18 protein-coding genes and 1 pseudogene are annotated in these 23,894 nt (G+C 62.1%); 11 read left to right on the top strand and 8 right to left on the bottom strand.

Annotated elements, in window-relative coordinates; genetic code table 11:
• The first annotated feature begins 27 nt into the window (after nt 1-27).
• The 5 genes and pseudogenes from BKP54_RS37190 (at nt 28) to BKP54_RS26625 (ending at nt 5,557) form a co-directional block, all read left to right on the top strand.
• A complete protein-coding gene (locus BKP54_RS37190; RefSeq protein ID WP_081788921.1) occupies nt 28-1,803 on the top strand; it encodes an amino acid ABC transporter permease/ATP-binding protein in 1,776 nt (591 codons plus the stop codon).
• A gap of 77 nt (nt 1,804-1,880) precedes the next feature.
• A complete protein-coding gene (locus tag BKP54_RS26610; protein ID WP_025428364.1) occupies nt 1,881-2,825 on the top strand; it encodes an ABC transporter substrate-binding protein in 945 nt (314 codons plus the stop codon).
• Nucleotides 2,826-2,901: 76 nt separating this feature from the next.
• Nucleotides 2,902-3,840, top strand: coding sequence for an ABC transporter substrate-binding protein (locus tag BKP54_RS26615; RefSeq protein WP_057224031.1), 939 nt, complete (start codon nt 2,902-2,904; stop codon nt 3,838-3,840).
• An 11-nt stretch (nt 3,841-3,851) separates the two neighbouring features.
• Nucleotides 3,852-4,912: pseudogene (locus BKP54_RS26620) on the top strand (LLM class flavin-dependent oxidoreductase).
• Nucleotides 4,913-4,960: 48 nt separating this feature from the next.
• On the top strand, nt 4,961-5,557 hold the full coding sequence (locus tag BKP54_RS26625) for a DsbA family protein (protein ID WP_025428367.1): 597 nt from the start codon (nt 4,961-4,963) through the stop codon (nt 5,555-5,557).
• Here BKP54_RS26625 and BKP54_RS37370 read toward each other — a convergent pair.
• Nucleotides 5,554-6,072, bottom strand: a complete 519-nt coding sequence (locus BKP54_RS37370; RefSeq protein ID WP_158071726.1) for a hypothetical protein — start codon at nt 6,070-6,072, stop codon at nt 5,554-5,556. The genes BKP54_RS26625 and BKP54_RS37370 overlap by 4 nt on opposite strands.
• Between BKP54_RS37370 and BKP54_RS26635 the strand changes: the two genes are divergently transcribed.
• The gene (locus BKP54_RS26635) at nt 6,037-6,639 is read left to right on the top strand and encodes a nitroreductase family protein (RefSeq protein WP_025428369.1); all 603 of its coding nucleotides are present in this window, start codon (nt 6,037-6,039) and stop codon (nt 6,637-6,639) included. The two genes, BKP54_RS37370 and BKP54_RS26635, sit on opposite strands and share 36 nt — an antisense overlap.
• Nucleotides 6,640-6,722: 83 nt before the next feature.
• On the opposite strand, the gene BKP54_RS26640 is transcribed toward BKP54_RS26635, so the two are convergent.
• Both BKP54_RS26640 and BKP54_RS26645 read right to left on the bottom strand, forming a co-directional pair.
• A complete protein-coding gene (locus tag BKP54_RS26640) occupies nt 6,723-8,462 on the bottom strand; it encodes a penicillin-binding protein 2 (protein ID WP_025428370.1) in 1,740 nt (579 codons plus the stop codon).
• 1 nt (nt 8,463) lies between these two features.
• Nucleotides 8,464-10,917, bottom strand: coding sequence for a penicillin-binding protein 1A (locus tag BKP54_RS26645; protein WP_057224035.1), 2,454 nt, complete (start codon nt 10,915-10,917; stop codon nt 8,464-8,466).
• A gap of 449 nt (nt 10,918-11,366) precedes the next feature.
• Here BKP54_RS26645 and BKP54_RS26650 point away from each other — a divergent pair, with 449 nt between their 5' ends.
• On the top strand, nt 11,367-12,284 hold the full coding sequence (locus BKP54_RS26650; RefSeq protein ID WP_057224036.1) for a LysR family transcriptional regulator: 918 nt from the start codon (nt 11,367-11,369) through the stop codon (nt 12,282-12,284).
• 94 nt (nt 12,285-12,378) lie between these two features.
• On the opposite strand, the gene BKP54_RS26655 is transcribed toward BKP54_RS26650, so the two are convergent.
• Nucleotides 12,379-13,335: a polysaccharide deacetylase family protein gene (locus BKP54_RS26655; RefSeq protein WP_057213053.1), complete on the bottom strand. Its 957-nt coding sequence runs from the start codon at nt 13,333-13,335 to the stop codon at nt 12,379-12,381.
• A 329-nt stretch (nt 13,336-13,664) separates the two neighbouring features.
• On the opposite strand from BKP54_RS26655, the gene bla reads away from it, so the two are divergent.
• Nucleotides 13,665-14,525 carry a subclass B3 metallo-beta-lactamase gene (gene bla / locus BKP54_RS26660; RefSeq protein ID WP_192434424.1) on the top strand — a complete coding sequence of 287 codons (861 nt, stop codon included), beginning with the start codon at nt 13,665-13,667 and terminating at the stop codon, nt 14,523-14,525.
• Nucleotides 14,526-14,557: 32 nt separating this feature from the next.
• On the opposite strand, the gene BKP54_RS26665 is transcribed toward bla, so the two are convergent.
• Nucleotides 14,558-14,764 (bottom strand): hypothetical protein, encoded by a 207-nt coding sequence (locus BKP54_RS26665; protein WP_025428375.1) that lies wholly within the window; start codon nt 14,762-14,764, stop codon nt 14,558-14,560.
• A gap of 245 nt (nt 14,765-15,009) precedes the next feature.
• Here BKP54_RS26665 and BKP54_RS26670 point away from each other — a divergent pair, with 245 nt between their 5' ends.
• The 3 genes from BKP54_RS26670 to BKP54_RS26680 all read left to right on the top strand — a co-directional run bounded on the left by BKP54_RS26670 (nt 15,010) and on the right by BKP54_RS26680 (nt 20,213).
• Nucleotides 15,010-15,894, top strand: a complete 885-nt coding sequence (locus BKP54_RS26670) for an AraC family transcriptional regulator (protein ID WP_025428376.1) — start codon at nt 15,010-15,012, stop codon at nt 15,892-15,894.
• A 179-nt stretch (nt 15,895-16,073) separates the two neighbouring features.
• Entirely contained in the window at nt 16,074-18,284 is a 2,211-nt protein-coding gene (locus BKP54_RS26675; RefSeq protein WP_025428377.1) for a TonB-dependent siderophore receptor, read from the top strand.
• Between the two features lie 144 nt (nt 18,285-18,428).
• Nucleotides 18,429-20,213 (top strand): diguanylate cyclase, encoded by a 1,785-nt coding sequence (locus tag BKP54_RS26680; protein ID WP_084815190.1) that lies wholly within the window; start codon nt 18,429-18,431, stop codon nt 20,211-20,213.
• Nucleotides 20,214-20,308: 95 nt separating this feature from the next.
• Here the strand turns inward: BKP54_RS26680 and BKP54_RS26685 are convergent, their stop codons facing one another.
• From BKP54_RS26685 to BKP54_RS26695, 3 genes are all read right to left on the bottom strand, one after another.
• The gene (locus tag BKP54_RS26685; protein WP_025428379.1) at nt 20,309-20,968 is read right to left on the bottom strand and encodes a histidine phosphatase family protein; all 660 of its coding nucleotides are present in this window, start codon (nt 20,966-20,968) and stop codon (nt 20,309-20,311) included.
• Between the two features lie 91 nt (nt 20,969-21,059).
• Entirely contained in the window at nt 21,060-22,160 is a 1,101-nt protein-coding gene (locus BKP54_RS26690) for an ABC transporter ATP-binding protein (protein WP_084815191.1), read from the bottom strand.
• Nucleotides 22,161-22,178: 18 nt separating this feature from the next.
• Nucleotides 22,179-23,888: an iron ABC transporter permease gene (locus BKP54_RS26695; protein WP_025428381.1), complete on the bottom strand. Its 1,710-nt coding sequence runs from the start codon at nt 23,886-23,888 to the stop codon at nt 22,179-22,181.
• Nucleotides 23,889-23,894: the final 6 nt, after the last annotated feature.

Consider the following 23,894-nt stretch of genomic DNA (forward strand, 5'->3'; position numbering starts at 1 on the left):
GCGCCAACCATCCAGAGAGGATGCATCATGGCCATTTTGACCGATTATGCCGGCGTTGCCGGAACCGGGCGAGCAAGCGAACCCAATCCGGGCTACGCGCATTATCGCATCGTGCCGGCCCGCCATCCTGGCAGGGCGCTCGGCACCCTGTTTGCTGCGCTCGTCATAACCGGCGTGCTTTATTCGGTGCTGACCAATCCTCGCTGGGGCTGGCCGGTCTTTGCCGAATGGTTCTTTGCAGAACCGGTGCTTGCGGGCCTTGGGCGGACGCTGCTCCTGACGGCACTTGCGACCGTTTCAGGCTCGCTACTTGGAACGGCTCTGGCGCTCGCCCGGGTGTCGAAGTCGCCGCTGCTCGGTGGCCTGTCCTTCGGTTACATCTGGCTGCTGCGCTCCATTCCGCTGATCGTGCTGCTGCTCGTGCTCAACAATCTCGGCTATCTCTACGAGACGATCTCGGTTGGGATTCCTTTCACCGACACGACGCTCTTCAACTACCCGACGACCCAGCTGCTGACGCCGTTTGCAGCAGCCTTTCTCGGTCTGACGCTCAATCAGTCGGCCTTCTTTGCCGAGATCGTGCGTGGCGGCATTCTCTCCGTCGATCACGGGCAACACGAGGCCGCGGCTGCACTCGGTCTTCCCCGTCATCGCCAGGCATTCCGTATCGTGCTGCCACAGGCGATGCGCTCGATCCTGCCGACCGGCTTCAACGAGATCATCGGGCTCGCAAAGAGCACATCAATGGTCTACGTGCTGGCGCTGCCGGAGCTCTTCTACACCGTTCAGGTCATCTATCGCCGCAATCTCGAAGTCATTCCGCTCCTGATGGTGGCCACCGTCTGGTACCTGGTGATCATGACCGGGCTGTCGATCGCCCAGCACTATATCGAACGCCATTTCTCCAAGGGGGCCGTTCGCAATCCGGTGCCGCTGCCGTTCCAGGCCTTCTTCTCGCGGTTTCGGCGTCCGCTGGCCGAGGTTGCGAGCAGTGGTGCCATCGCCCGCAAGACCGGTTTTCATGACGCGACTGCATTCCGCGCCGGCGGTGCCGTCCGCATCCATGGCATCTCGAAGAGTTTCGGTCCGCTGAAAGTGCTAGATGACGTCGAGCTGAGCTTGCCTGCCGGCAGCGTCACGGCGATCCTCGGGCCATCGGGTTCGGGTAAGTCGACTTTGCTGCGCGCCATCAATCATCTGGAGCGGGTCGATGACGGCTTCATCTCGATCGACGGCGATCTCGTCGGCTACAGCCAGAAGGGCAACACGCTCTATGAACTGAAGGAGAAGGATATTTTGAAGCGCCGCGCCGACATCGGCATGGTGTTCCAGAATTTCAATCTCTTCCCGCATCTGACGGTGCTGGAAAACCTCATCGAGGCACCGTTGCAGGTGCGCGGCCTCAAGCGCGACGACGCTGTTCGGTTGGCGCAGGAACTGCTGGCGCGGGTCGGCCTCAGCGACAAGATCAACGCCTATCCCCGGCAGCTCTCGGGCGGCCAGCAGCAGCGCGTGGCGATCGCACGGGCTCTGGCCCTTAAGCCGAAGGTCCTGCTCTTCGACGAACCGACCTCGGCACTCGATCCGGAACTGGTCGGCGAAGTGCTTGATGTCATCAAGGAACTGGCCCGCACCGGCACGACGCTTGTGATCGTCACGCACGAGATCGGGTTTGCCCGCGAGGTTGCCGACACCGTCGTCTTCATCGAGGCGGGCCGCATCCTGGAGGCCGGGCCGCCGTCCCGCATCTTCACCACCGCGGAACATCCGCGCACCCGCGAATTCCTCGCCAAGGTTCTCTGAAAATTCCAGGCGTGCATGGGCACGCTGGATCGTGCCGACACAATCTGCAACCCAAAGATGAAATGGAGTTTAAGTACATGGCATTTTTCGATAGAGCAAAACTGCTTTTGGCAGGAGCGGTCGCCGCAGCGACGCTCGGTACGGCCTCGGTTCAGGCGCAGGAGAAGTTCGATCTCAGCCCGGATACGTCCAACCGCGTGCGGGCCGAGCGGAACGAAGCGGCCATCAAGGCGATCGCGCCCGACTTCAAGTTCGTAAACCCAGGAAAATTCACCGTTGCCGTCAACCCCTGGGATCCGCCGATTGCCACCTACGCATCGGACTCCAAAACGGTCGTCGGCGCCGATCCCGATCTCGCCTCGCTGGTGGCCGATTCCCTCGGCCTCGAACTGGATCTCGTCGCGGTCGCCTGGGCCGATTGGCCGCTCGGCGTCGCCTCCGGCAAATATGATGCGGTGATCAGCAACGTGACCGTGACCGAGGAGCGCAAGGAGAAATTCGACTTCTCCACCTATAGGCGCGACGTGCTCGGCTTCTTCGTCAAGTCCGACAGCCCGATCACATCGATCAAGGAACCGAAGGACGTGGCGGGCCTGAAGGTGATCACCGGGGCCGGCACCAATCAGGAAAAGATCATTCTGGAATGGGACAGGCAGAACGTCGCCGCCGGGCTGAAGCCGATCGAGGTGCAATATTATGACGACCGCGCGGCTGGTGACCTGGCGCTGCAGTCCGGCCGGGCCGACGTCGAATTCAACCCCAATGCGACGCGCGCCTATGCCGCCTCGATCCGCAACGACACCAAGGTCGTCGGCATCGCCAGCGGCGGCTGGCCGCTGACCGCCGAGATCGCGGTGACGACCCGCAAGGGTGGTGGCCTTGCCGACGCGATCACCCTTGCCATCAACGACCTGATCAAGAACGGCAAATACGGCGAGGTGCTGAAGCGCTGGAGCCTGACCGACGAGGCGGTCGACGCGTCGCAGACCAACCCACCGGGCCTGCCGAAGAGCGGCTCCTGATCATTGCCTGTTGCGGGTCGGCGCCTGCTTTTGCCGCCGGCCCGTTCGTTCAACATCCCTTCCGGAGACGACAGAAATGCTTGGTCTAGCTGCATTGCGCCCCTCGTTCATCGCCGCATTTGCGACGGCACTTTTCCACCTTGCCCCGGCGCTGGCCGCCGACGGCTTCGATTTCAGCCCTGAACAACCGGGGCGCATCCGTGCCGAACGAAACGAGGCGGCGATTGCGGCGATACCGCCAAGCTTCAAATTCGTCACCCCCGGCAAATTCACCGTTGCCGTCAGCCCCGGCGGCCCGCCGCTTGCGACCTATGCGAACGATGCAAAGACCGTCATCGGCGCGGATCCGGAATATGCTTTGGCCGTCGCCGATAGTCTGGGGTTGACGCTGGAGCTCGTGCCAATCGCCTGGATCGATTGGCCGCTCGGCCTGACCTCGGGCAAATACGATGCGGTGATCTCCAATGTCGGCGTGACGGAACAGCGCAAGGAGAAGTTCGACTTTTCGAGCTACCGTCAGGGATTGCATGGCTTCTTCGTCAAGGCCGACAGCGCAGTTACATCGATCAAGGAGCCGAAGGATGCCGCCGGCCTGAGGATCATCGTTGGCGCTGGGACAAACCAGGAGCGCATTCTTCTCAAATGGAACGACGAGAATGTCGCTGCCGGGCTAAAGGCGCTCGAGCTGCAATACTATGACGACGAGGCCACGAGCCTTGTCGCATTGGCTGCAGGCCGCGCCGACGTGATCGTCCAGCCGCATGCGCAACTCGTCTTCATTGCCGCCCGCGACCGGAACATCAAACGCGTCGGCACCTTGAGCGCCGGTTGGCCGGAGCGATCCGACGTGGCGATCACCACGCGCAAGAACAGTGGCCTAGCCGACGCCCTGACCGCCGCCACCAACGGCCTCATTGACAATGGCACTTACGCCAAAATTCTCGAGCGCTGGCACCTGGCGGAAGAGGCGCTGCCGAAGTCGGAAACCAATCCACCCGGCCTGCCGAAATCCTGAGGTGAGCAACGATGACAGAGCATAAGATCTCGATCGATCATATCGGCTTTCTCACTCCCGGAAACTACGCGAGCGACGATCCCTTGGCGGGGCTGGAGCAGACTCTGCGCCTGCTCGAATATGGCGAGAGGCTCGGCTTCGCCAGCGCCTGGGTGCGGCAGCGCCACCTGGAGCCCGGCATCTCGTCGGCGCCGCCTTTCTGGCGGCGGCGACCCAGAGAACCGATCGCATTCAGCTCGGCACGGCGGTGATCCCGATTGGCTATGAGAACCCCTACCGGTTGGCCGAGGACCTTTCGACCGTTGACGTGTTGTCGCGCGGCCGCCTGAATATCGGCCTGAGCGCGGGCCGCCCGCCACATGTGGACCTCATCGGTCCGCTCGCCTTTGACGGAGACTGGTCTGCCAGCGATTTCTCCCATCAGCGGGTTCTGCGTTTTGCAGATAATCTGCGCGGGGCATTTCTCGGCGACGAGCGTACCGTCATCAAGACACCGTTCGGCCCGCAGCGCCCACGGTTGCAACCCCATGCCAAGGGGCTTGTCGACAGGCTGTGGTACGGTGGCGGCTCCTTGCGCTCCGCCCGCTGGGCCGGCGAGAACGGCTTCAATCTCCTGATCGGCAACGTCACGACAGGCGAGCAGACCAACGACTTTTTCGAGGCGCAGGCACGCCAGCTCGAAACCTATCGGCAGGCTGGCGGCGCAGAGAAACGCGTCGCGCTCGGGCGCGTCATCGTTCCGCTCGATGGCGCCAACGCCAGCACCCGGCGCCGCTATCTCGACTACGCCGCCAGCCGGCATGAGCGCACGCTGACACCACAGGGCGAGCGGCGCACGCTGTTTGCCAGCGATCTCGTCGGTACGTCCGAGCAGATCCTCGAACGGCTGTTGGCCGATCCGATCCTGCCGCATGTGCGCGAACTCAGGCTCGAACTGCCCTACGAATTCGAACACGACGAGTATCGCCAGATCCTCGATGATGTCTTTACGCGCATCGCACCGGAGCTTGGCTGGTCGCCGACGAAGGGCGAGGCCGCTCGAACGCTGTCAGCGAACCCGGCGGCGGCTTAGGCCGCTGCCTACAATCCCAGATCCAAAACCCATGAGGCAGATCTGACAGTGACAAAAAGCATCGACTACTTCTTCTCGATCGGCTCGCCCTGGTCGTTCATCGGGCTTGAAGCCTTTGCGGCTCTCGCACGCCGGCACGAAGCGGCAATCACGCCCTACATGGCCACGGTGGTCGAGGAAAACGGCGGCATCTTCTCGCGCAATCGGCCGCAGGCGCGACGAGCGTACGGCACGCGCGACCTGAAGCGCTGGAGCCGTGTGCGGGGCAGGGAACTTCTGCTCGACGGCCGTCCGCCGCTCGCCGATCCCACGCCTGCGTCACGGATGGTGATTGCCACGTATCTCGACGGCAAGGACTGGTTCGCCTTGACGGAGATTTTGCAGGAAGCCTTCTGGGTCCGAGCCGAGGACATCGGCCGGTCAGAGGTGCGCGAGGCAGTAGCAACGCGCGCAGGCTTCGATGGCAGTGCCTTGCTTGCGCGGGAAAGTGCCGCAGACGTTGTCGAGAAATGGGCGTCCGATCGGGAGCATACTCTCAAGAGCGGCGTCTTCGGGTTCCCGACGTTCGGCTATGACGGCGAGATTTATTGGGGCCAGGACAATCTGCCGTTTCTGGAGCAACACCTGCAAGGCGAGCGGCCTTAGGCATCGGCGGGCGCGGAGATCGAGCGCTCGCGGCACGCCGTCGGATCACTTTTCCAAGCCTGGTACGATCTTTGGGTCGAGGTTCCTTTAATCCACTGTTTAACTCGATAATTTTCAGGATGCTTGAAGCCGAGCAGTCGAATGAAACCTTTTCCGTTGTTTGCGCATTTCCTAGACAACGATGGCTTTTGATGAGGTGTGCCATGAGTGTCCTGCGGCAATATGAACGCCTGAGCGCGATCCGAGATGTCCTGCAAGGCAAGCTTGAGCTTTACGAAGCGCGGGATTGTTTCGGGATCGATGATTTCGAAGACGGAACAACGAACGAACTTCGAGACCGCATCGCAGAGCTTTCGGACGAGATTTCCAATCTCAACCGTCGGCGCGAACGGTACGAAACCTGGTGATTTCGATTGTGGCTGAAGGCTGAAACCAACGCCACGACAAGGCTGAAACCAACGCCACGACACAGGAAAGCCATGACCATCGAAATCAATTCGCGTATCGCCGGCCACCCGATCAACCCGCTCTTTCTCGAGCGTTGGTCGCCGCGCGCCTATGCCGGAGCGGAGATCTCCGAAGCCGAGCTGTTCGGCATCCTGGAGGCGGCGCGCTGGGCGCCGTCGGCCTATAACGCCCAGCCCTGGCATTTCATCTATGCCCGCAGAGGCACCGAGCATTGGGACAAACTGTTCGGCATTCTCAACGCATTCAATCAAAGCTGGGCCAAGGAGGCTTCCGCACTGATCTTCGTGCTGTCGAAAACGTCGCTGCTGCCTCCTGGCGCCAGCGAGGAAGTGCCTTCCTATACGCACTCGTTTGACACGGGGGCCGCATGGGGTGCGCTCGCGCTGCAGGCCGCCTATTCCGGTTGGCAGGCGCACGGTATGGCCGGCCTCGACTACGACAGGGCGCGGACCGAGCTTGGCGTGCCGTCCGATTACCGCGTTGAAGCCGCCGTGGCGATCGGCAGGATCGGCGACAAGGCGCAATTGCCCGAGGGGTTGCGGGAGCGCGAAGTGCCGAGCCCGCGGAAACCCCTGACGGAGATCGTGTCCGAGGGTCGTTTCGAGCGGTCTTGAACGCATTGCTCCGATGACTTTGCCGAGGGCGGGTCTCGCCCTCGGCCGCAATTCGGCTGACAGGTCACAATTGCCGTCTTACCTCAAAGTGGCTCTTCAATGGGTGTGTCATGGCCGGACGCGCCGTGCAGGGTCGCACCTGAAAACAGCTCGGAACCATAGGCCTGCTGCGCAACGATCGACGGAAAGCTCACGTCCCGGACGTCGAAGGACGGCATCAGGCTCATCATCGGAAGGATGCGCTCGAACACAGCACCGCCGAGCGGGGCGGCATTCCAGCCGGAGGTGCGGAAGCCATAGGTTTCCGGCAACCCTTTGGGCTCGTCCAGAATGGTCAGGAGCAGATAGCGCGGATCGTCGGCCGGAACGACACCCATGAAGGACGTGAGATTGAGATCCTTGGCATAGCGTCCAGCGACGACCTTTTCGGCCGTGCCGGTCTTGCCGCCGATGAAATAACCTTTGACTTCGGCCTTTCGCGCCGATCCGGTTCTGGCATTGAGGCGGAGCAGAAAACGCATGGCCTCGCCGGTTTCCGGCTTGATGAGGTCGGCGGCCAGCACCCGCTCTTCGACATCAGAGCCTTTGATCAATGTCGGCCTGATCAGGCGCCCGCCGTTGACGAGGGCCGCAACCGCAATGCTCGCCTGCAGCGGCGTCACGGCAATGCCGTGGCCGTAGGATGCGGTTGCCGTATCGATCTCGCGCCAGGAGCGCGGCAGTTGCGGATGCGCGCTCTCCGGCAACTCGGTCGTCAGTCGCGACATCTGTCCGAAACGAGAGAGAAAGGCGCGGAAGTTCTCAGGGCCGAGCGCGATCGCCATCTTGGCCATCGCGATGTTGGAGGAATAGATGAAGGCTTCCGGCAGGCTGAGCGGCCGGTATTTCCCGCGATAATCGCGGATGCGGAACCGGCCGAAGGCCAGCGGCCTGCTGGCATCGATGACGGAGCGGATGTTGAACTGCCCGGAATCGAGCGCCATGGCCGTCGTCAGGGCCTTGAAGGTGGAGCCCATCTCGAAGGTGGCGGCGGCAATGCGGTTGATACGATCAGGCTTCAGCGCATCGGCGGGGGTGTTGGGGTCGAAATCCGGCGCGGAGGCAAGCGCCAGCACTTCACCATTGGTGATATCGAGCACCAATCCGGCACCGGCCTTTGCCCCGAATTTCTCGATCGCCTTGGCAAGCTCGATCTGCAGCGCGTGCTGGATTCGGATGTCGAGCGTCAGCGTGACGGGCTGCAGGTTCTGATGGGAGAGGTCCATGCCGGTCTGGCGCAACACGTCCAGGCCCTGGCTCTCGATCCATTTTTCGATGCCGGCAATGCCGATATTGTCGATATCGACAGTGCCGAGCACGTGGGCGGCAAGCGAACCATTGGGGTAGACACGCCGCTTTTCCCGCTGGAAGCCGACGGCCGGAATGCCCGCGTCCCAGAGCGCCTGCTCCTCAGCCGGTGTCACCTGACGCTTGATCCACGCGAAGGGCGCCTTGCTTTTCAGCCGCTGGTGCAGTTCGCGAGCATCGAGATCGGGGAAGATGGCCGTCAGCTTTTCCACCGCCTCGTCGACGTCGACGATGAAGCGGGGCTCGGCATAGACACCGGAGCTTGGCACATCGATCGCCAGCAGATTGCCGTTGCGATCCAGGATCGAAGGGCGACCGACCGAGGGGCGCTTCGGCACATAGCCGGTGGTCTCGATTTCGGCCGTGCCGAGCTGGATCAGTCGCCCGAACATCGTCAGGAACACGACGATAAACACGGCTATCAGAAAGAGGATGCGCTTGCGGCGATCCGCGCGCGATTGAAGCCGTTGCACCATATCAGTAGAGCCCGCCGGTATTGCTGAGCAGCTTCTGCCGCAATTCAGGTGTTAGGCCCTGGTCGGCGCCGTTGGCCGGCAACTCGGCCATCTCCTTGTCGTCGATGACGGCGCAACCGCCGTCGCAGGGGCCGGTTCCCGGCTTGAAGGCTTCGAGGATGGCGCCTTGCGCGCCGTCCTGCGCGGGCCGCCCCGTCTTTCTGTCGACTGTCTGGAAGGACATGCCGGGCGGCGGATGAAAATCGGCCGCCGGTTTTCCCTGAAGTGCCACCTTCATGAAGTCGATGAAGATCGGTGCGGCGAGACCGCCACCGGTTTCGCCGTAACCCATCGGCTTCGGCGTGTCGTAGCCGAGGAAGACGCCGGTGACGATATTGGGGGTGAAACCCACGAACCAGACGTCCTTCTCGTCGTTGGTCGTTCCGGTCTTGCCGGCGATCGGGACACCCAGCGTGGCGACATTTCTGGCGGTGCCTCTTTCCACCACGCCACGCATCATCGAAGTGATCTGATAGGCCGTCATCGGGTCGAGCACATAGTCCCTGATGTCGACGAGATCAGGCTCTTCCTGGTTTTCCCAGGCAAGCGCATTGCAGTCCGCGCACTGGCGGCTGTCTTGCCGGTAGATCGTCCGGCCATATCGATCCTGAATACGGTCGATCATCGACGGGGTTATGGCCTTGCCGCCATTGGCGATGACGGCATAGGCGGAAACGAGCCGCAGCAACGTCGTTTCGCCGGCGCCCAGCGCCATCGGTAGGTAGGTGCGAAGCTCGTCGTAAATGCCGAAGCGCTTGCCGTAGTCGGCGACAAGGTCCATGCCAAGATGGCGAGCAAGGCGCACGGTCATCAGGTTGCGGCTGTTTTCCAGCCCCGTTCGCAGGGTCGAAGGACCGCTGAAGCGCCCATCATAGTTTTTCGGCCGCCATGTCTTGCCGGTGCCATCAGGGATGGCGATCGGCGCGTCCATGACGAGCGTGGTCGGCGCATAGCCGGTATCGAGTGCCGCGGCGTAGACGAACGGCTTGAACGACGAGCCGGGCTGGCGGTAAGCCTGGGTCGCGCGATTGAATTCGGATTGCGCGTAGGAAAAGCCGCCGGCGACCGCGAGCACCCGACCAGTGTTCGGGTCCATCGAGACCAGCGCTCCCTGCACCTGCGGCGGCTGGCGCAGGACATAGCCAGTCTCCTGCTTTTCGACATAGACGACGTCGCCCGGCTGCAACACGCCGTTGAGGGATGAGGCACAACGACGCTTGCCTTCGGCGAGCCGGCACAGAGCCCAGGCTGTGTCATCGCGGTCGATCATGGCCGTGTCTGCGGCCGCCGTCGCCGTTTCTGGTCCTGACGGTCTGAGGCCGAGTTCGGCCTTGTCGTTGCTTGCGGAGAGGACGACTGCGAGCTGCCATTCCGGAACGTCCGAGAGCGGCTGACGTTTGGCGAGCGCCTGCTGCCACCCTTCAAGCGAAGGCAGGCGGGTGATCGGCCCCCGGTACCCCTTTGCCTGGTCGTAGCCAACCAGTCCCTTTCGCAACGCCCGCATGGCCGCTTGCTGCAGCCGCGGATCGAGTGTCGTGCGAACCGAGAGCCCGGCAGTGTAAAGCGCTGCCTCGCCATAGCGGGTGCCTAACTGGCGGCGCACCTCCTCGGTGAAGTAGTCCGCCTTGTCGGTGGATGTCTCCTGTCGTTTCGGCCTGATGCTGAGGGGCGAGGCGGTGGCTGCGGCTGCAACCTCTCTGTCGATGACGCCGTTGCGGCGCATCTGCTCGATGACCCAGTCGCGCCGGGTGACGGCTCGGTCCGGATGGCGATACGGGTCATAATTGTTCGGCGCTTTTGGTAGGGCGGCGAGATAGGCCGCTTCGGCCACCGTCAGTTGATCGACCGGCTTGTCGAAATAGGTAAGCGCTGCCTGCGCGATGCCATAGGCGCCGAGACCGAGATAGATGTCGTTGAGATAAAGTTCCAGGATCCGGTCCTTGGAATAGGTCTGGTCGATGCGGATCGAAAGGATCGCTTCGCGCAGCTTGCGCTCGACCGTTCGATCGGAGGACAGGAGAAAATTCTTGGCGATCTGCTGCGTGATCGTCGATCCGCCAATCATGCGCCGGCCCGAGCCGTAGTTGGCGACATTCGACCAGAGCGCGGTGGCAAGACTCGTCAGGTCAATGCCCGGATGAAGGTAGAAGTTCTTGTCTTCGGCCGAAAGGAAAGCCTGCTTGACCCGGGCGGGAATGGCGCCGATCGGCAGGAACAGACGGCGTTCCCGGGCATATTGCGCAATCATGGCGCCGTCGCCGGCGTAAAGCCGGGTCGTGACCGCCGGCTCCCAGTTCGCCAGCGCCCGATGATCCGGCAGGTCTCGCGTCAGGGCCGCGGCGCAGAATGCCAGCCCGACGCCGAGAAGCGTTGCCAGATTGATCAGGGTTGCGAGCAGGTTTGCAATGAACTTCATGGCGGATGTCGGGGCTTTCGAATTTCGAAGGACATGGCTTCGCCATCCGATCCAAGGGAGCGGCTGACGCGCATCAGTTTGTGGCGTGAAGGCGGTGCGGGGCGGCGGATCGGGCCTAGAAGCCCGATGTTTCGCCTATCCCGTCGCGGCCGGTTCGTCGCCTCAGTCTCACCACCAAGGGCTGTGACATGCCGCCTGGGTCCGCTGCTGCGGCCGGAGCGGATGTGACGGTGCGAAACGTGTTGGGCGCGTGCCTATGGGGCGTTCAGTTGAGACGACACATGGTTGGGTCCTCCACGGGGAAGTATGTCTGAGGGGCCGGATCCTCGATATGTTGGCAGTCTCGTCCTGGCGAAACAGGGTGCCGACGTGAGTTCACCGTAAAGAGGTTGCACCGCAGCGGCAAACCACGTTTATTTGCAGGACCCATTAGCTGAATTAGGGCATCCATGGTCAGGCCATATCTCCCCCTCAATGCGCTGCGGGCCTTTGAGGCGTCCGCGCGACATCTGAGTTTTACCCGCGCGGCGATCGAACTGTGCGTGACGCAGGCGGCGGTCAGCCACCAGGTGAAGCTGCTGGAAAGCCGTCTCAACGTGACGCTGTTCAAGCGGCTGCCGCGCGGTCTGATGATCACCGCCGAGGGCGAGGCGTTGCTGCCGGTACTCCAGGATTCCTTCGATCGCATGGCCGATATGCTCGAACGGTTCGAGGGCGGCCATCTGCGGGAGGTGCTGATGATCGGCGCAGTCGGCACCTTTGCCGTCGGCTGGCTGCTGCCACGCCTTGCGGATTTTCAGGAAAAATATCCCTTCATCGATGTCCGGTTGTCGACGAACAACAATCGTGTCGACATGGCCGCCGAGGGGCTCGACTACGCCATTCGCTTCGGCAGCGGTTCCTGGCACAACATCGAGGCGACGCGGCTGTTCGAGGCGCCGCTTTCGGTGCTGTGCGTACCTGAGATTGCCGATACGCTGCGCCGTCCCGCCGATCTTCTGGGCCAGACGCTGCTCAGGTCCTATCGGGCGGACGAATGGGTGAACTGGTTTGCCGCTGCCGGCATCACCTATCCGGCGCCGCTGCTCAAGGGCGTCGTCTTCGATTCGTCGCTCGCCATGATGGAGGCAGCCGCCCAGGGCATCGGTGTGGCGCTTGCGCCGCCTTTGATGTTTTCCCGACTGCTGTCGAACGGCACAGTGCGGCAGCCCTTCGACGTCTATACCTCGATGGGGAGCTACTGGCTGACGCGGCTGCGGTCGCGCGCGCCGACACTGGCGATGTCCGCCTTCCACGATTGGCTGATGGCGGCGAAGGAGGATAGCGCCGCCCGATTGCATGAGCCGGAGGCGAGCAACTCGGCATAGGCTGCAATGCGTTGGCGGGGGAGTGCCGTCAGCGAAAGGGGATCTGCTGGGAGCAACTCGATACTGAAGGTCAACCTGCGACCGGTGTGCCGAGCTATTCGCCGTAGCTGACGATCCATTCCGGCGGCTCTCGTTCCAGGCTGCCGTCAACGCGCACGTTTCTGTCCTTCGCCCAGCGGTAACCCCACATCGGACCGAATTTCGTCGCGTAGGACAGCGGTCGCCGATAGGCGGCGTCGGCCTGCGCCTTTTCGAGCGTTGTGAAACTGTAGCCGCTCTCTTCGAACAGCGACAGGATCCCCTTCATCGCGTCGGCATTCAGCCGGTTGACATGCAAGAGCATGATTGCCGGCGGCTCGTAGCCAAGGACCTGCTCGTTGAGACCGGCGTAATAGGCGATCTGCTGTTGGGTGTGCATCAGATAGGCCGTCCTGATGCGGTGGGCGGCTTCCGTGTCGTTTTCGGCAAGCGCGCGCTCATAGGCGCGGTCGAAGACGTAATCGGAGGTATCGATGGTCGAGGCGGCGATCGTGTAGTCAAGCTTCGCCGCAAGCGCCGCGATCGCCTTCTGCTTTTCCGTTGTGTCGCCGGTGTGATTGTAGGGAAACCGTAGGAAACGCAGCTGCTTGCCCGCCGCCTTTAGCGTTCGCCTCGTCGTCTTCTCGCCATCGACGATCTCGCGCTCGATGCCGGCGATGTCGAGCGTGTTGGTGTCCGCGTGCGAGAAGGTATGGTTGCCGAGCGTCAGCCGCGGGCCGGTCCAATCCTTCAGGATATCTTTCGCAAACGGACCGATCGCGCGAACCTTGCTTTCCACGACAAAGCCGATAGCCGGCGCCTTGTGATCCCTGAGGGCGGCAAGAATGCGGGCATTCGCATCCTGGATGCTTTGAGGCGAAGGTTGATCTGTTCCGTCGGTGCCGGCATTGGCGTGGGGAAGATCATCGAATGTGATGGCGACGGATTTCTCCCGGGCGGTGCCGCTGGTTTCGGCATGGGCGTCGACCAGGAAGAAAACAAGCGCGAGCCAAGGCGTGAAGGCAAGCAGCATGAGGCGCCCGATCGCGCGGGCCCTTCGAACGCCTAGCCCTAACACTGCGTGCCGCAGGCGCCATGAAGCCTGGTTTCCATCATCATCGTCCCTCTTCTGCTAATCGAAATGAGATCGACCCTCGTACGCAAGGGTTGCATGAGCATTGCGTGGTCGGGATTTCCGGGCCAAGTGCCTGTGGCTGCTGGCCCCGACTGTCCAGGTTCATCGAAATGCAAATTATTCTAATGGCTGCCGCAAATTATCGTCGTTTGCCGACCCCGCCACGGCTCCTTAGGCAGGACGCGTCCGAGGTTCATGGAAACCAAATTCGAGATGCGGAGGCTTGTATGAGAAAGATGATGCGACGCGCGCTGGCGACGGTGGTCGCCACGGTATGCCTGGCGAGTGCGGCAATGGCTGATAACGCCGAATGGTCGCAGCCGACAAAGCCATTCCGCGTCGTCGGCAACATCTATTACGTCGGGACCAAGGGGCTGGCGGCCTACCTCATCACCTCAGGCAAGCAGGCCATTCTGCTCGACGGCACGTTGAAGAGCACCGCATCCCTTGTCGAGGACAATATCGCAGCACTCGGTTTCAAACGCTCCGACATCAAGATCATCGTCACGAGCCATGCGCATTACGATCATGTCGCTGGCGTTGCACAAATCAAGCGTGACAGCGGCGCCAAGCTCTATGCGATCGCGGCGGATCGCTGGGCACTGGAAAACGGCCTGCATGATGGTGAGACCACCTATAAGCGTGGAACCTTTCCGGCGGTGAAGGTCGATCATGTGCTTGACGACGGCGAAGTCGTGACGCTCGGAGACGTCAGCATGAAGGCGACGCTGACGCCCGGCCACACGCCGGGCTGCACCACCTGGTCAACGTCGGTGAGCGAGGCCGGGCGTGCGCTCAAGGTGGTCTTTCCCTGCAGCGTCACCGTCGCCGGCAACAAGCTCTTCGGCAACAAGCGCTATCCCGGGATCGTTGCCGACTTCGAGACCAGCTTCGACCGGCTGGGAGGCATGACGGCGGATGTGGTCCTGCCCGCTCATCCCGATATCGCCGACATTCTCGGCCGCGCCGCGCGGCGGGATGCGGGCGAGGAGGATGCCTTCGTCGATCCGGCCTTGCTGGGCCAAATCGTCGAAAAGTCCCGTGCCGCCTTCAAGAAAGAGCTTGCACGGCAGAAGGCGAAAAAATGAGAGAAGGGGCCGCGCTTGGCGTGGCCCTTTACCTACTCAGCCATGAGACCGTCGAACACTTCGAGCATGGCGTCGCTGATGGCCTTGCCGAGTGCTGTTGCAGCAGCGGTCAGTGCCGTATCGTCCACGTCGCGTGCCGCCATGGCGAAAGACGCGCCTTCGGTCACGACGATTTCCTGTGCGCGCTGGATTGCCCATAGGGCAAATTCGCTGCGGTCTGCGATTTCGACGGTGTCCATCGTAAGCTCCTGATCTGTTTGAGTGCAGCCTTATAGCCCTATCGGCCCTGCTGGGGATTGTCCGTGTGATCCTTTGGTGTGGAATCTCGAAAAAAAAATCATGCCACGCCGCAGTCTTTCACCCTCAGATCCGCTTGGTGCTCCAAAAGCAATCGCCGGGGACTTCCGTTGCGGCTTAAAGATGAGTATTGGAGGAAGGAATAAAGTAGCCAAGTCAGACCTTCCCGAAGACGGGCAACGCGATAATGACGTTTCAGCCGCGGATGCAGAACAAGATTGCCGGTTTCAAGATCCAGGGCGAGTTGCATCGCCGGGAATGGAACGGGATCATTGCCGATGTGTGGGATGTGGAATGCGACCCGCATGCCGGCGGCTACTACGTCTCGGATGATCCGCGGATGTTCATCGTTCTCGATGCGCGGGGTGGGAGCAGCTCCAACGTCAAGCTTTCCTCGCAGGCAAGCGGCGCCGTCCAGGGCTATCGGCAACAGGCGATCTCCTACATCCCCGCCGGCATCGAGATCTGGGCGGATGTGGTTGATGTCAAATACATCCGCCATCTCGATCTGCACTTCAACATCGACATCCTCAGCCGGCGACTGATGGAGGATCTCGACGCCCGGCAGTGCGAGGTGCCGCGGTTGATGTTCCAGGACGAGCGGTTTCTTCAGCTCGCCCGGCTGATCGCGGCCGAATGCCTTAATCCGCAACCCCTTCACGACCTCTACGGCGACGGACTGACGCTGGCGCTGTTCATCGACCTGATGAAGCTCAATCGCAGCAGCGCGCGCAAGCGCAGCCAGCTCGCGTCATGGCAGTTGCGTCGGGTGGTGGAGTACATCGAGGAAAACAGCGTTCGCAACATCCGGCTCGAGGAACTGGCTGGTCTCGCCGGGCTTTCGCAGTCCCATTTCAGCCATGCCTTCAAGGCATCGACGGGCGTGGCGCCGCACCAGTGGCAGACAAACGCCCGGATCGAGCGGGCCAAGCATCTGCTTTTAAAGAATGAAGCGTCGCTGACCGCGATCGCTGCCGAAACCGGTTTTTCGGATCAGGCACATTTCACCCGCGTCTTCCGCAAGGCAGTCGGAACGACGCCGGCTCTTTGGAAAAGAAGCCGTCTCGCCTGAGCAAATGCCTTCAGCCTTGAACAGTTGCCCGCACACATTTGCCCAAGGGCGTTCAACTTTCAGGGTTCGAAACAAGCCCCGTCCTAATAGTTGAGATAAACGGTCATCTTATCAGCAGTCAGAAAGTCGGGCCGCACGTCGTGGGGATGGCGGGTCCGGCATCAAAGGGCGACGATACGATGCAGCGTGATGGTGAAAGTGTGCGTTTGAGAAAATTCCTTGCGAGTGGCGTTGCCGGTATCGCCTTGCTCGTGTCGACGGCGGCGGTCGCCCAGGACGGTATCGCCACGAAACTCGAAAAGATCGAGGTGCAGGCACAGGGCTTACGCGACGAGGCCACCGGCCCCGTTGACGGTTACGTCGCCAAGGCGACGACGACGGGCTCGAAGTCGGCCACGCCGATCAGCGAAATTCCCCAATCCGTCTCCGTCATCGGTCGCGATGAGCTCGACGACCGCGGCGTGGTCAACAAAGTCGATGAGGCTTTGCGTTACACGCCGGGTGTGACGACGGAGCCTTTCGGTACCGATGCAGATACGGATTGGTACTACATCCGCGGCTTCGACGCGACGCAGACCGGCGTGTTCCTCGATGGTCTGACGCTTTTCAGCTTTGGTTTCGGCGGCTTCCAGGTCGACCCCTTCATGCTTGAGCGGGTCGAAGTGCTGAAGGGGCCCGCCTCGGCGCTCTACGGCGGCGCCAACGCAGGCGGTATCATCAGCCTGATCAGCAAGCGGCCATTCGATGAACCGCTCTATTATACCGAGATCGGCATCAACAACTTTGGCAATGCCTTCACCGGCTTCGATGTCAACGACAAGCTGACGGACGATGGCACCATCCGGTATCGCGTCACCGGCAAGATGTCGGGCGGCGATACCTACACCGATTTCTCCAACGATCTGCGCGGCTTCGTCCTGCCGCAGATCACCTACGCGCCTGATGATGCGACAAGCCTGACGGTCTACGGTGTTCTACAGGGCCTCGACCAGGTGCACGTCGGCAACGGCTTCCTGCCTTATGTCGGCACGGTCGTCGATGCACCCTTCGGTAAGATCGACCGCGATGCATTTTATGGTGAGCCGGATCTGGATACGGGCACCTATGTCCAGCAGATGATCGGCTATGAATTCACGCACGAGTTTGAAGGCGGTTGGCAGTTTAGCCAGAACCTGCGGTACGGCCATCTCTACAAGCATGAGAACGGCCCATATACCTTCGGTTACTACGATCCGAGCCTGCCCTTCCCGTCGTCGACAGTGCCGGCCACCCCCGACAATCTCCTTTATCGTCTGGGGTTTGAGGCGACATCGAAGGTCGATACCTTCGCCGTCGACAACCGTGTCGAAGGAGAATTCGAAACCGGGGCACTGGATCATACGCTGCTCGTTGGCCTGGACTACAAGTACTACCGGCTGGACCATGTGCAGGCTTCGTCGGCCGCTACACCCATCAGCGCAACGGATCCGATCTATGGTGCGCCGCAGCCCGCAAACGCCACCTATATCAATCAGGTGGTGGCGCAGCAGCAGCTGGGCGTTTATGCGCAGGATCAGATCAGGTTCGGTCAGGGCTGGCTCGTCACGCTCAATGGTCGCTACGATTACGTGGACACCAACACCAAAAACGGCCCGACCTTCTGGGCTCCGACGCAAAATAACGCCTTCAGCTACAACGAAGGCGCTTTCAGCGGCCGCGCTGGCCTTGCCTATGAGTTCGACAATGGCCTGACCCCATATGTCAGCGTCGCGACCTTCTTCAACCCGATCGTCGCGGTGACAGCAACAGGCAATACCAAGCCGCAGGAAGGTGAACAGTTCGAAGTCGGGGTCAAATACGAGCCGACGTTATTCGACGGCGTGTTGACGGCATCACTCTATCAGTTGACCAAGCGCAATGCTCTCGTGACCGACCCGTTGACGAGCATTTCCACCCAGACGGGTGAGGTGCGTTCCCGCGGCATCGAGTTTGAGGGCAAGGCCAATATCAACGAAGATTGGAAGCTGATCGCCGGTCTTGATTTCATGGATCTCGAGGTGACCGAAGACGCGAACACGGCGTTGGTGGGAAAGACGCCGTACCTTGTTCCCAACGCTCAGGCGTCGCTGTGGCTCGACTATACCGTGCCTTCAGGAGCGCTCGAGGGGGTCAGCCTTGGCGCCGGCGTCAGATACCAGGGGGAATCCTGGGCGGATGCGGAGAACACGCGCAAAGTGCCCTCGGCCGCATTGGTCGATGCGGCAATTCGCTACGAGAAGGACGATTGGGCGGCATCGCTCAACGTCTCCAATCTCTTCGACAAGGAATATGTGAAGGGGTGCCAGGGGCTTTCGGTGTGCGGCTACGGCGAAAGCCGCACGCTGACCCTGAAGCTCAGCAAGAAATGGTAACGACGGCATCACCGCTTTAGTTTGTATGTAAACGACGTCGGCCGGCGGCAGCCGGTCCCGACGTCGTTTACATTCTGGCAAATGCGTCGCTCGCTGCGCTTTCCAATGTCGGCTATTCCGTCGCCATCGGCTATAGATCATCCCATGAGAATCAATGCGATTACAAACTGGGCCTACGGGGTCACGGTCCTTTTGACCGGACTTTCCGGTGTAGCGTTCATCCTGTCGACGAACAGCGCGATCGAGGAGCGGCAGGCGGCCGAGCAGCATCTTGTGCTCGACACGCTTGGCGAAGATCTTGCGCTCGGCGCTGAGGAACGGAGCGATGCTGCCCGTCTGTACGTGATGCGCGGCGACCTGCGCCATCTCGAACGCTTCCATGGCAGGGAAGAGGAAGAGCGCGCTCACGAGGCGGCGATCAAGAACGTGCGGGAGGTTGGGGCGTCACCGGCCGAGTTGGCGGCACTTCAGGAGGTCGAGCGCGAGGTAGAGGCCCTCGACAAGATCGAGGTTTCGGCGATCGCCGCCTACCAGGAGGGCGACCAGGCAAAAGCGCAACAAATGCTCTTCGGTCCGGAGCACGACCGTCTGCAGACGGCGTTGCTTGAAACGGTGGTCCGCTTCCGCGAACTGACCAAGGCCAGAACCGGCGCGGCACTGGAGCAGGCAAAGGAGCGAAGCGACTGGTTCGCCATCGCCGCCAAGACGATGCTCGCCATGACTGCGGCGCTCTTCCTCGGTGTCCTTTATTTCGTGCTCAAGCGGCGCGTGGCCATGCCGCTGGTGCGCATGACGGGCATCGTGACGCGGCTTGCCAAGCAGGATTACGACGTGGAAGTTCCGCTCGACCGCCGCCGCGACGAGATCGGCGAGATGAACGAGGCGATCCATATCTTTCGCACCAACGGGCTGGAGCGGGACCGGCTCGATGCAGAGCGCCGACTGGATCAGCAGACCAAGGACCTCATCCTGCAAATGATGCATCGGCTGCAGGCGTGCCAGATCCAGGAAGAACTGGCCGAGGTCGTAGCCCGGTTCGCACCGCAGATCTTCCCCAACCTTGCCGGTCATCTCTATGTGCTGAACGATAACCGCACGTCGCTGACGCGTGTCGGCACCTGGCTCGACCCGCAACATTCGGCCGATACTTTCCCTTCCAGTGCCTGCTGGGGGCTTCGCCGCGGCCGGCCGCATGTCAGCAATGGCGGGCAGGGCGATATTGCCTGCCAGCATCGGGACGGGAGCGATGTCGCTGGACTGTGCGTGCCGCTGACCGCTCAGGGCGATACGATCGGTCTGCTCTATTTCGAGGAACGCTCGCCCGAGCAGCCGGCCGTCGAGACGTCGCGGCTTTATCTCGAGCTGATCGCGGAAAATATCGGCCTGGCTGTGGCCAACCTACAGCTGCGAGAAAAACTGACCAACCTGGCGGTCCGCGACGCATTGACGGGGCTGCTCAACCGGCGCTGCCTCGACGAAGCCCTGAACAAGCAATTGCGGGAGCGGGCCGGACGGCCGCTCGTTTGCCTCATGATCGACATTGATCACTTCAAACGCTTCAACGACGAGTTCGGCCACGACGCCGGCGATGTGGTGATGCAGTATGTTGCCCAGATCATGCTCGACGCGGCCGGCGAGCTGGGCGCGACCTATCGTTTCGGTGGCGAGGAGTTCACGATGCTGCTGCCCGAAATGAGCGAGGCGGCGGGCTTTGAATTCGCCGAGCGCCTGCGCGACATGATCGGCACGACGCCGCTTTCTCACCGCGGACGCATCCTCGGCTCCGTGTCCGTGTCGATCGGTATTGCCTCGTCGCCACGCGAAGGCACGGTCGCGACGCTTCTGACGCGGGCCGATGCCGCCTTGCTCGACGCCAAGGCGCGGGGGCGGAACATGACGGTTTGCTCGTCAGGGCTGGTCGTCATCTAGCACTCTTCTGGAATAGCGCGTTTCCGGTTTGGACGGCTGCGGCATGATAGCGCGCGCAGCCGGGCCCGCTCGAGCCAACGTCGGACCGTCGCCGTTCAGATCCAGACGGTTCGGCCCTCGCCTTCGCAGCCGAGTGCGCGCAGAATGCTGAGCGGAATGCCGATCATGGTTTCATGGCCGGTCGAAAGCAGGAACGAGGCCGTTTGCGGTTCGCGGTAGGCGAGGATCTCCTCGCGGGACGCCTTGGTATAGATGCCGCGCAGGGCGCGCACGCAGCCGCTATGGGTCACCACCACGTGTGTATTCTCGTGGTCGAGGGTGGCGAGCCAGGCGAGCAGGCGGCCGTCGAGCGTGGTGCGGCTTTCGCCGCCGGGCATGGCGTAATCCCACGGTTCGGCGCTATGCGCCTCATATTCGTGCGCGAGATCCCTCTCGATCTCATCGTGCGCGCGCCCTTCCCAGGAGCCGTAGGCCCTTTCCACCAGTGCCTCGTCATGGGTGAATTGCTCGAAGGGAACAGACCATGTGTCGGCAAGGATCGACGCCGTCTGGCGCGCGCGCCCAAGCGGGCTAACCCAGAATTTGAGTTTCGTCTCGCCGGCAATTCTTTCCGCCAGCCGCAGCCCGACGGCGAGCGCCTGCCGGACACCGTTTGCCGTCAACGGCGTGTCCTTTCGGCCTTGCAGCCGACCGGCGACATTCCATTGGGTTTCGCCGTGGCGGATGAGGATGATGTTTGGCAAATGGGAGGTCATGACATGCTCGAAGTTCGACGGCGCGGCGCACCGACATGAAAAAAAGAAAGAAGGACACCCGCCGACCGACGGCCGGCGGGTGCCTGGTTGCTTACTCGGCAAGCCAAAGCGCCGAGGACGGCTTGAGGCCGAGTGTCGTCGTGGCTCCGGTCTCTAGCAGAGAGCCGCCGGAATGGAACGGTGCGTCGATCAGCACCGTGGCCGTTCCGACCTGCACGCCGTAGCGGACGGTGGCGCCCAGGAATTCGCGATGCGCGATCGTGCCGGTCAAGGCGACGGCACCCGGCTCCAGCGTGCCGAGCGTCGCATATTGCGGCCGGAAGACGAGCTTGGCGCCCGCCGGTACCGACGCCCCTGCCGGGATCGGGATCGAGCCGGCGCCTGCAACCTCGAACGTGCGCTGCGTGCCGGAACCCGAGACGGTGCCGTCAAGGATGTTGGCGGTGCCGAGGAAGTTGGCGACGAACAGGTTGGCGGGCTTCTCATAGAGGCCCATCGGCGTTCCCACCTGCTGGATGCGCCCTTCATTGAAGACGGCGATACGGTCGCAGACGGTGTTGGCCTCCTCCTGATCGTGGGTGACGAAGATCGTCGTCAACTTCAGCCGCTGCTGCAGGTCGCGCAGCTCCCGCCGGACTTCGACGCGCATCTTGGCGTCGAGGTTGGAGAGCGGCTCGTCGAGCAGAAGCACCTTCGGTTCGATTGCGATGGTGCGGGCAAGTGCGACGCGCTGCTGCTGTCCGCCGGAGAGCTGCGACGGGCGGCGATCGGCGAGATGTTTCAGCCCGACGAGTTCGAGTGCCGCCTGGACCCGGCGTTCGACCTCCGCGCGCGGCAGGCGACGCTCTTCCAGGCCGAAGGCAACATTGGCGGCCACCGTCATATGCGGCCAGAGCGCGTAGGACTGGAAGACCATGCCGATGTCCCGCTTCCACGGCGGCATGTCGAGCACGTCCTGGCCGCCGATGACGACCTTGCCCTGCCGGGCATTGTTGAAGCCGGCGATCAGCCTGAGAAGCGTGGTCTTGCCGCAGCCGGACGGGCCGAGAAAGGCGAAGAACTCGCCCGGTTGGATCTCCAGGTTGATATCCTTCAGCACGTGGAGCGCGCCGTAGTAGAGATTGACGTCGCTGATGCTGATCGCCTTGGCGGGGCTAACCGCGAGCGCTGCGCTGTTGATGTTGACAGTCATAGTGTTCCTCCCGAGTTTCTATTTCGTCATGCCGAGCGCCTTCTGGCGCCGCTCGATGACGTAGTGCGAGAGCAGGGTGCAGAGTGCGACCATGATGACGGCGATGACGCCGAGGGCTGCACCCGGGCCACGACCCGCCGGCGATTGCATGAAGACGTAGAGCCCGTAGGCGATCGGTGCGTCCGAGTTGCTCTGGATCAGCATCAGGGTTGCCGACAGTTCGACGGCGGCCGTCGAAAAGCTGGTGACGAAGCCGGCGAGCAGACCACCCGTCATCAAAGGCAGGACAATGCGCCGGATCGTTCGCTGCTTGGTGGCGCCGAGGTTTTCGGCGGCCTCCTCCAGCGATTCCGACACCTGCTGCAATGCGGCGTAGCAGGCTCTGAGCGCGTAGGGCAGACGACGGATGGCGAGTGCCAGCACCACCATGACCCAGAGCGTCGCAAGCGGCGTACCATCCGGCAGCGTGATGCCGTAGAAGGTGCGGAGGTAGCCGATGCCGAGCACGACGCCGGGGATGGCGAGTGCGGCGGTTGCCGCCCAGTCGAGCCAGCGACGGCCGACGACCTTGGTTCGCAGCACGAGATAGGCGATGGCGCCACCGATGACCACGTCGATCAGGCCGGCGAGGCTGGCGTAGATCAGCGTGTTCTTGATGTAGAGCGAGCTTTCGCCGAAGACGCGGCCGTAGTGCGCGACCGTATAGGCGTCCGGCAACGCGCTGAACGACCACACGGTTGCAAGCGACAGCAGAAGCAAGCCGATATGCGGCGACAGCACGAGCAGCAGGATCAGGCCGACGACGCCATAGGCTATGACGCTCTCACCGCGGCTCAGCTTGCGACGGGAAAGACCACCGCCGCCGCGCTGCGTCGTCGAATAGTCCTTGCCGCGCATAGCGATCGCTGACAGCCACATGGCGAAGATCGAGACGGTGATGAGGATGACCGAGATGACATAGCCCATCGGATCGGTGAGGCCGACCGAAGTGACGCGGAGGTAAGCCTGGGGCGCCAGCATGTCCTTGACGTTGAGAAGCAGCGGCGTTGCCAGGTCGTCGAAGACCTTGACGAAGACCAGCGAAGCGCCGGCGAGATAGCCGGGCATTGCCAGCGGGAAGACGACGCGGCGGAACAGCCGGAAGCCGGACGAGCCGAGGTTCTGGGCTGCTTCTTCCATCGAGCGGTCGATGTTGCGCAGGCTGGTCGACAGATTGATGAGGATGAAGGGGAAATAGTGCAGCGACTGCACGAAGATGACGCCGTTCAGGCCTTCCATGAAGGGAATGCGGATGCCGAACCAGTCATTCAGGATGAGGTTGACGGTGCCGTTGCGGCCGAACAGCAGCTGCATGGCGACCGCACCGACGAATGGCGGCATGATCAGCGGCACGAAGCCGAGCGTCTGGATGATCAGCGAGCCGCGGAAGTCGAAGCGCGTGGTCAAAACCGCGAGCGGCAGCGCGATGGCGCTTGCCCAGACCACCGACATGCCGGAGACGTAGACGGAGTTGAAGAACGACCGCCGGAACAGATCGGTGTTGAAGAAGTCGACAAAGTTGACGATCGTCAACGCGCCGGTGCCCTTTTCGGTGAAGGCGGTGTAGATCACCGTACCGGCCGGGATGACCAGGAAGATGGCGAGGAAAAGCGCGATCAGCGAGATGGCAAAGATCTGTCCGGGCTTGGCCGAAACGCGTCTTATGGGAATGGATTGAACGAGCGCCATGGGGCA

Source organism: Ensifer sp. 1H6, from assembly GCF_001976035.1.
Taxonomy (GTDB): domain Bacteria; phylum Pseudomonadota; class Alphaproteobacteria; order Rhizobiales; family Rhizobiaceae; genus Ensifer; species Ensifer canadensis.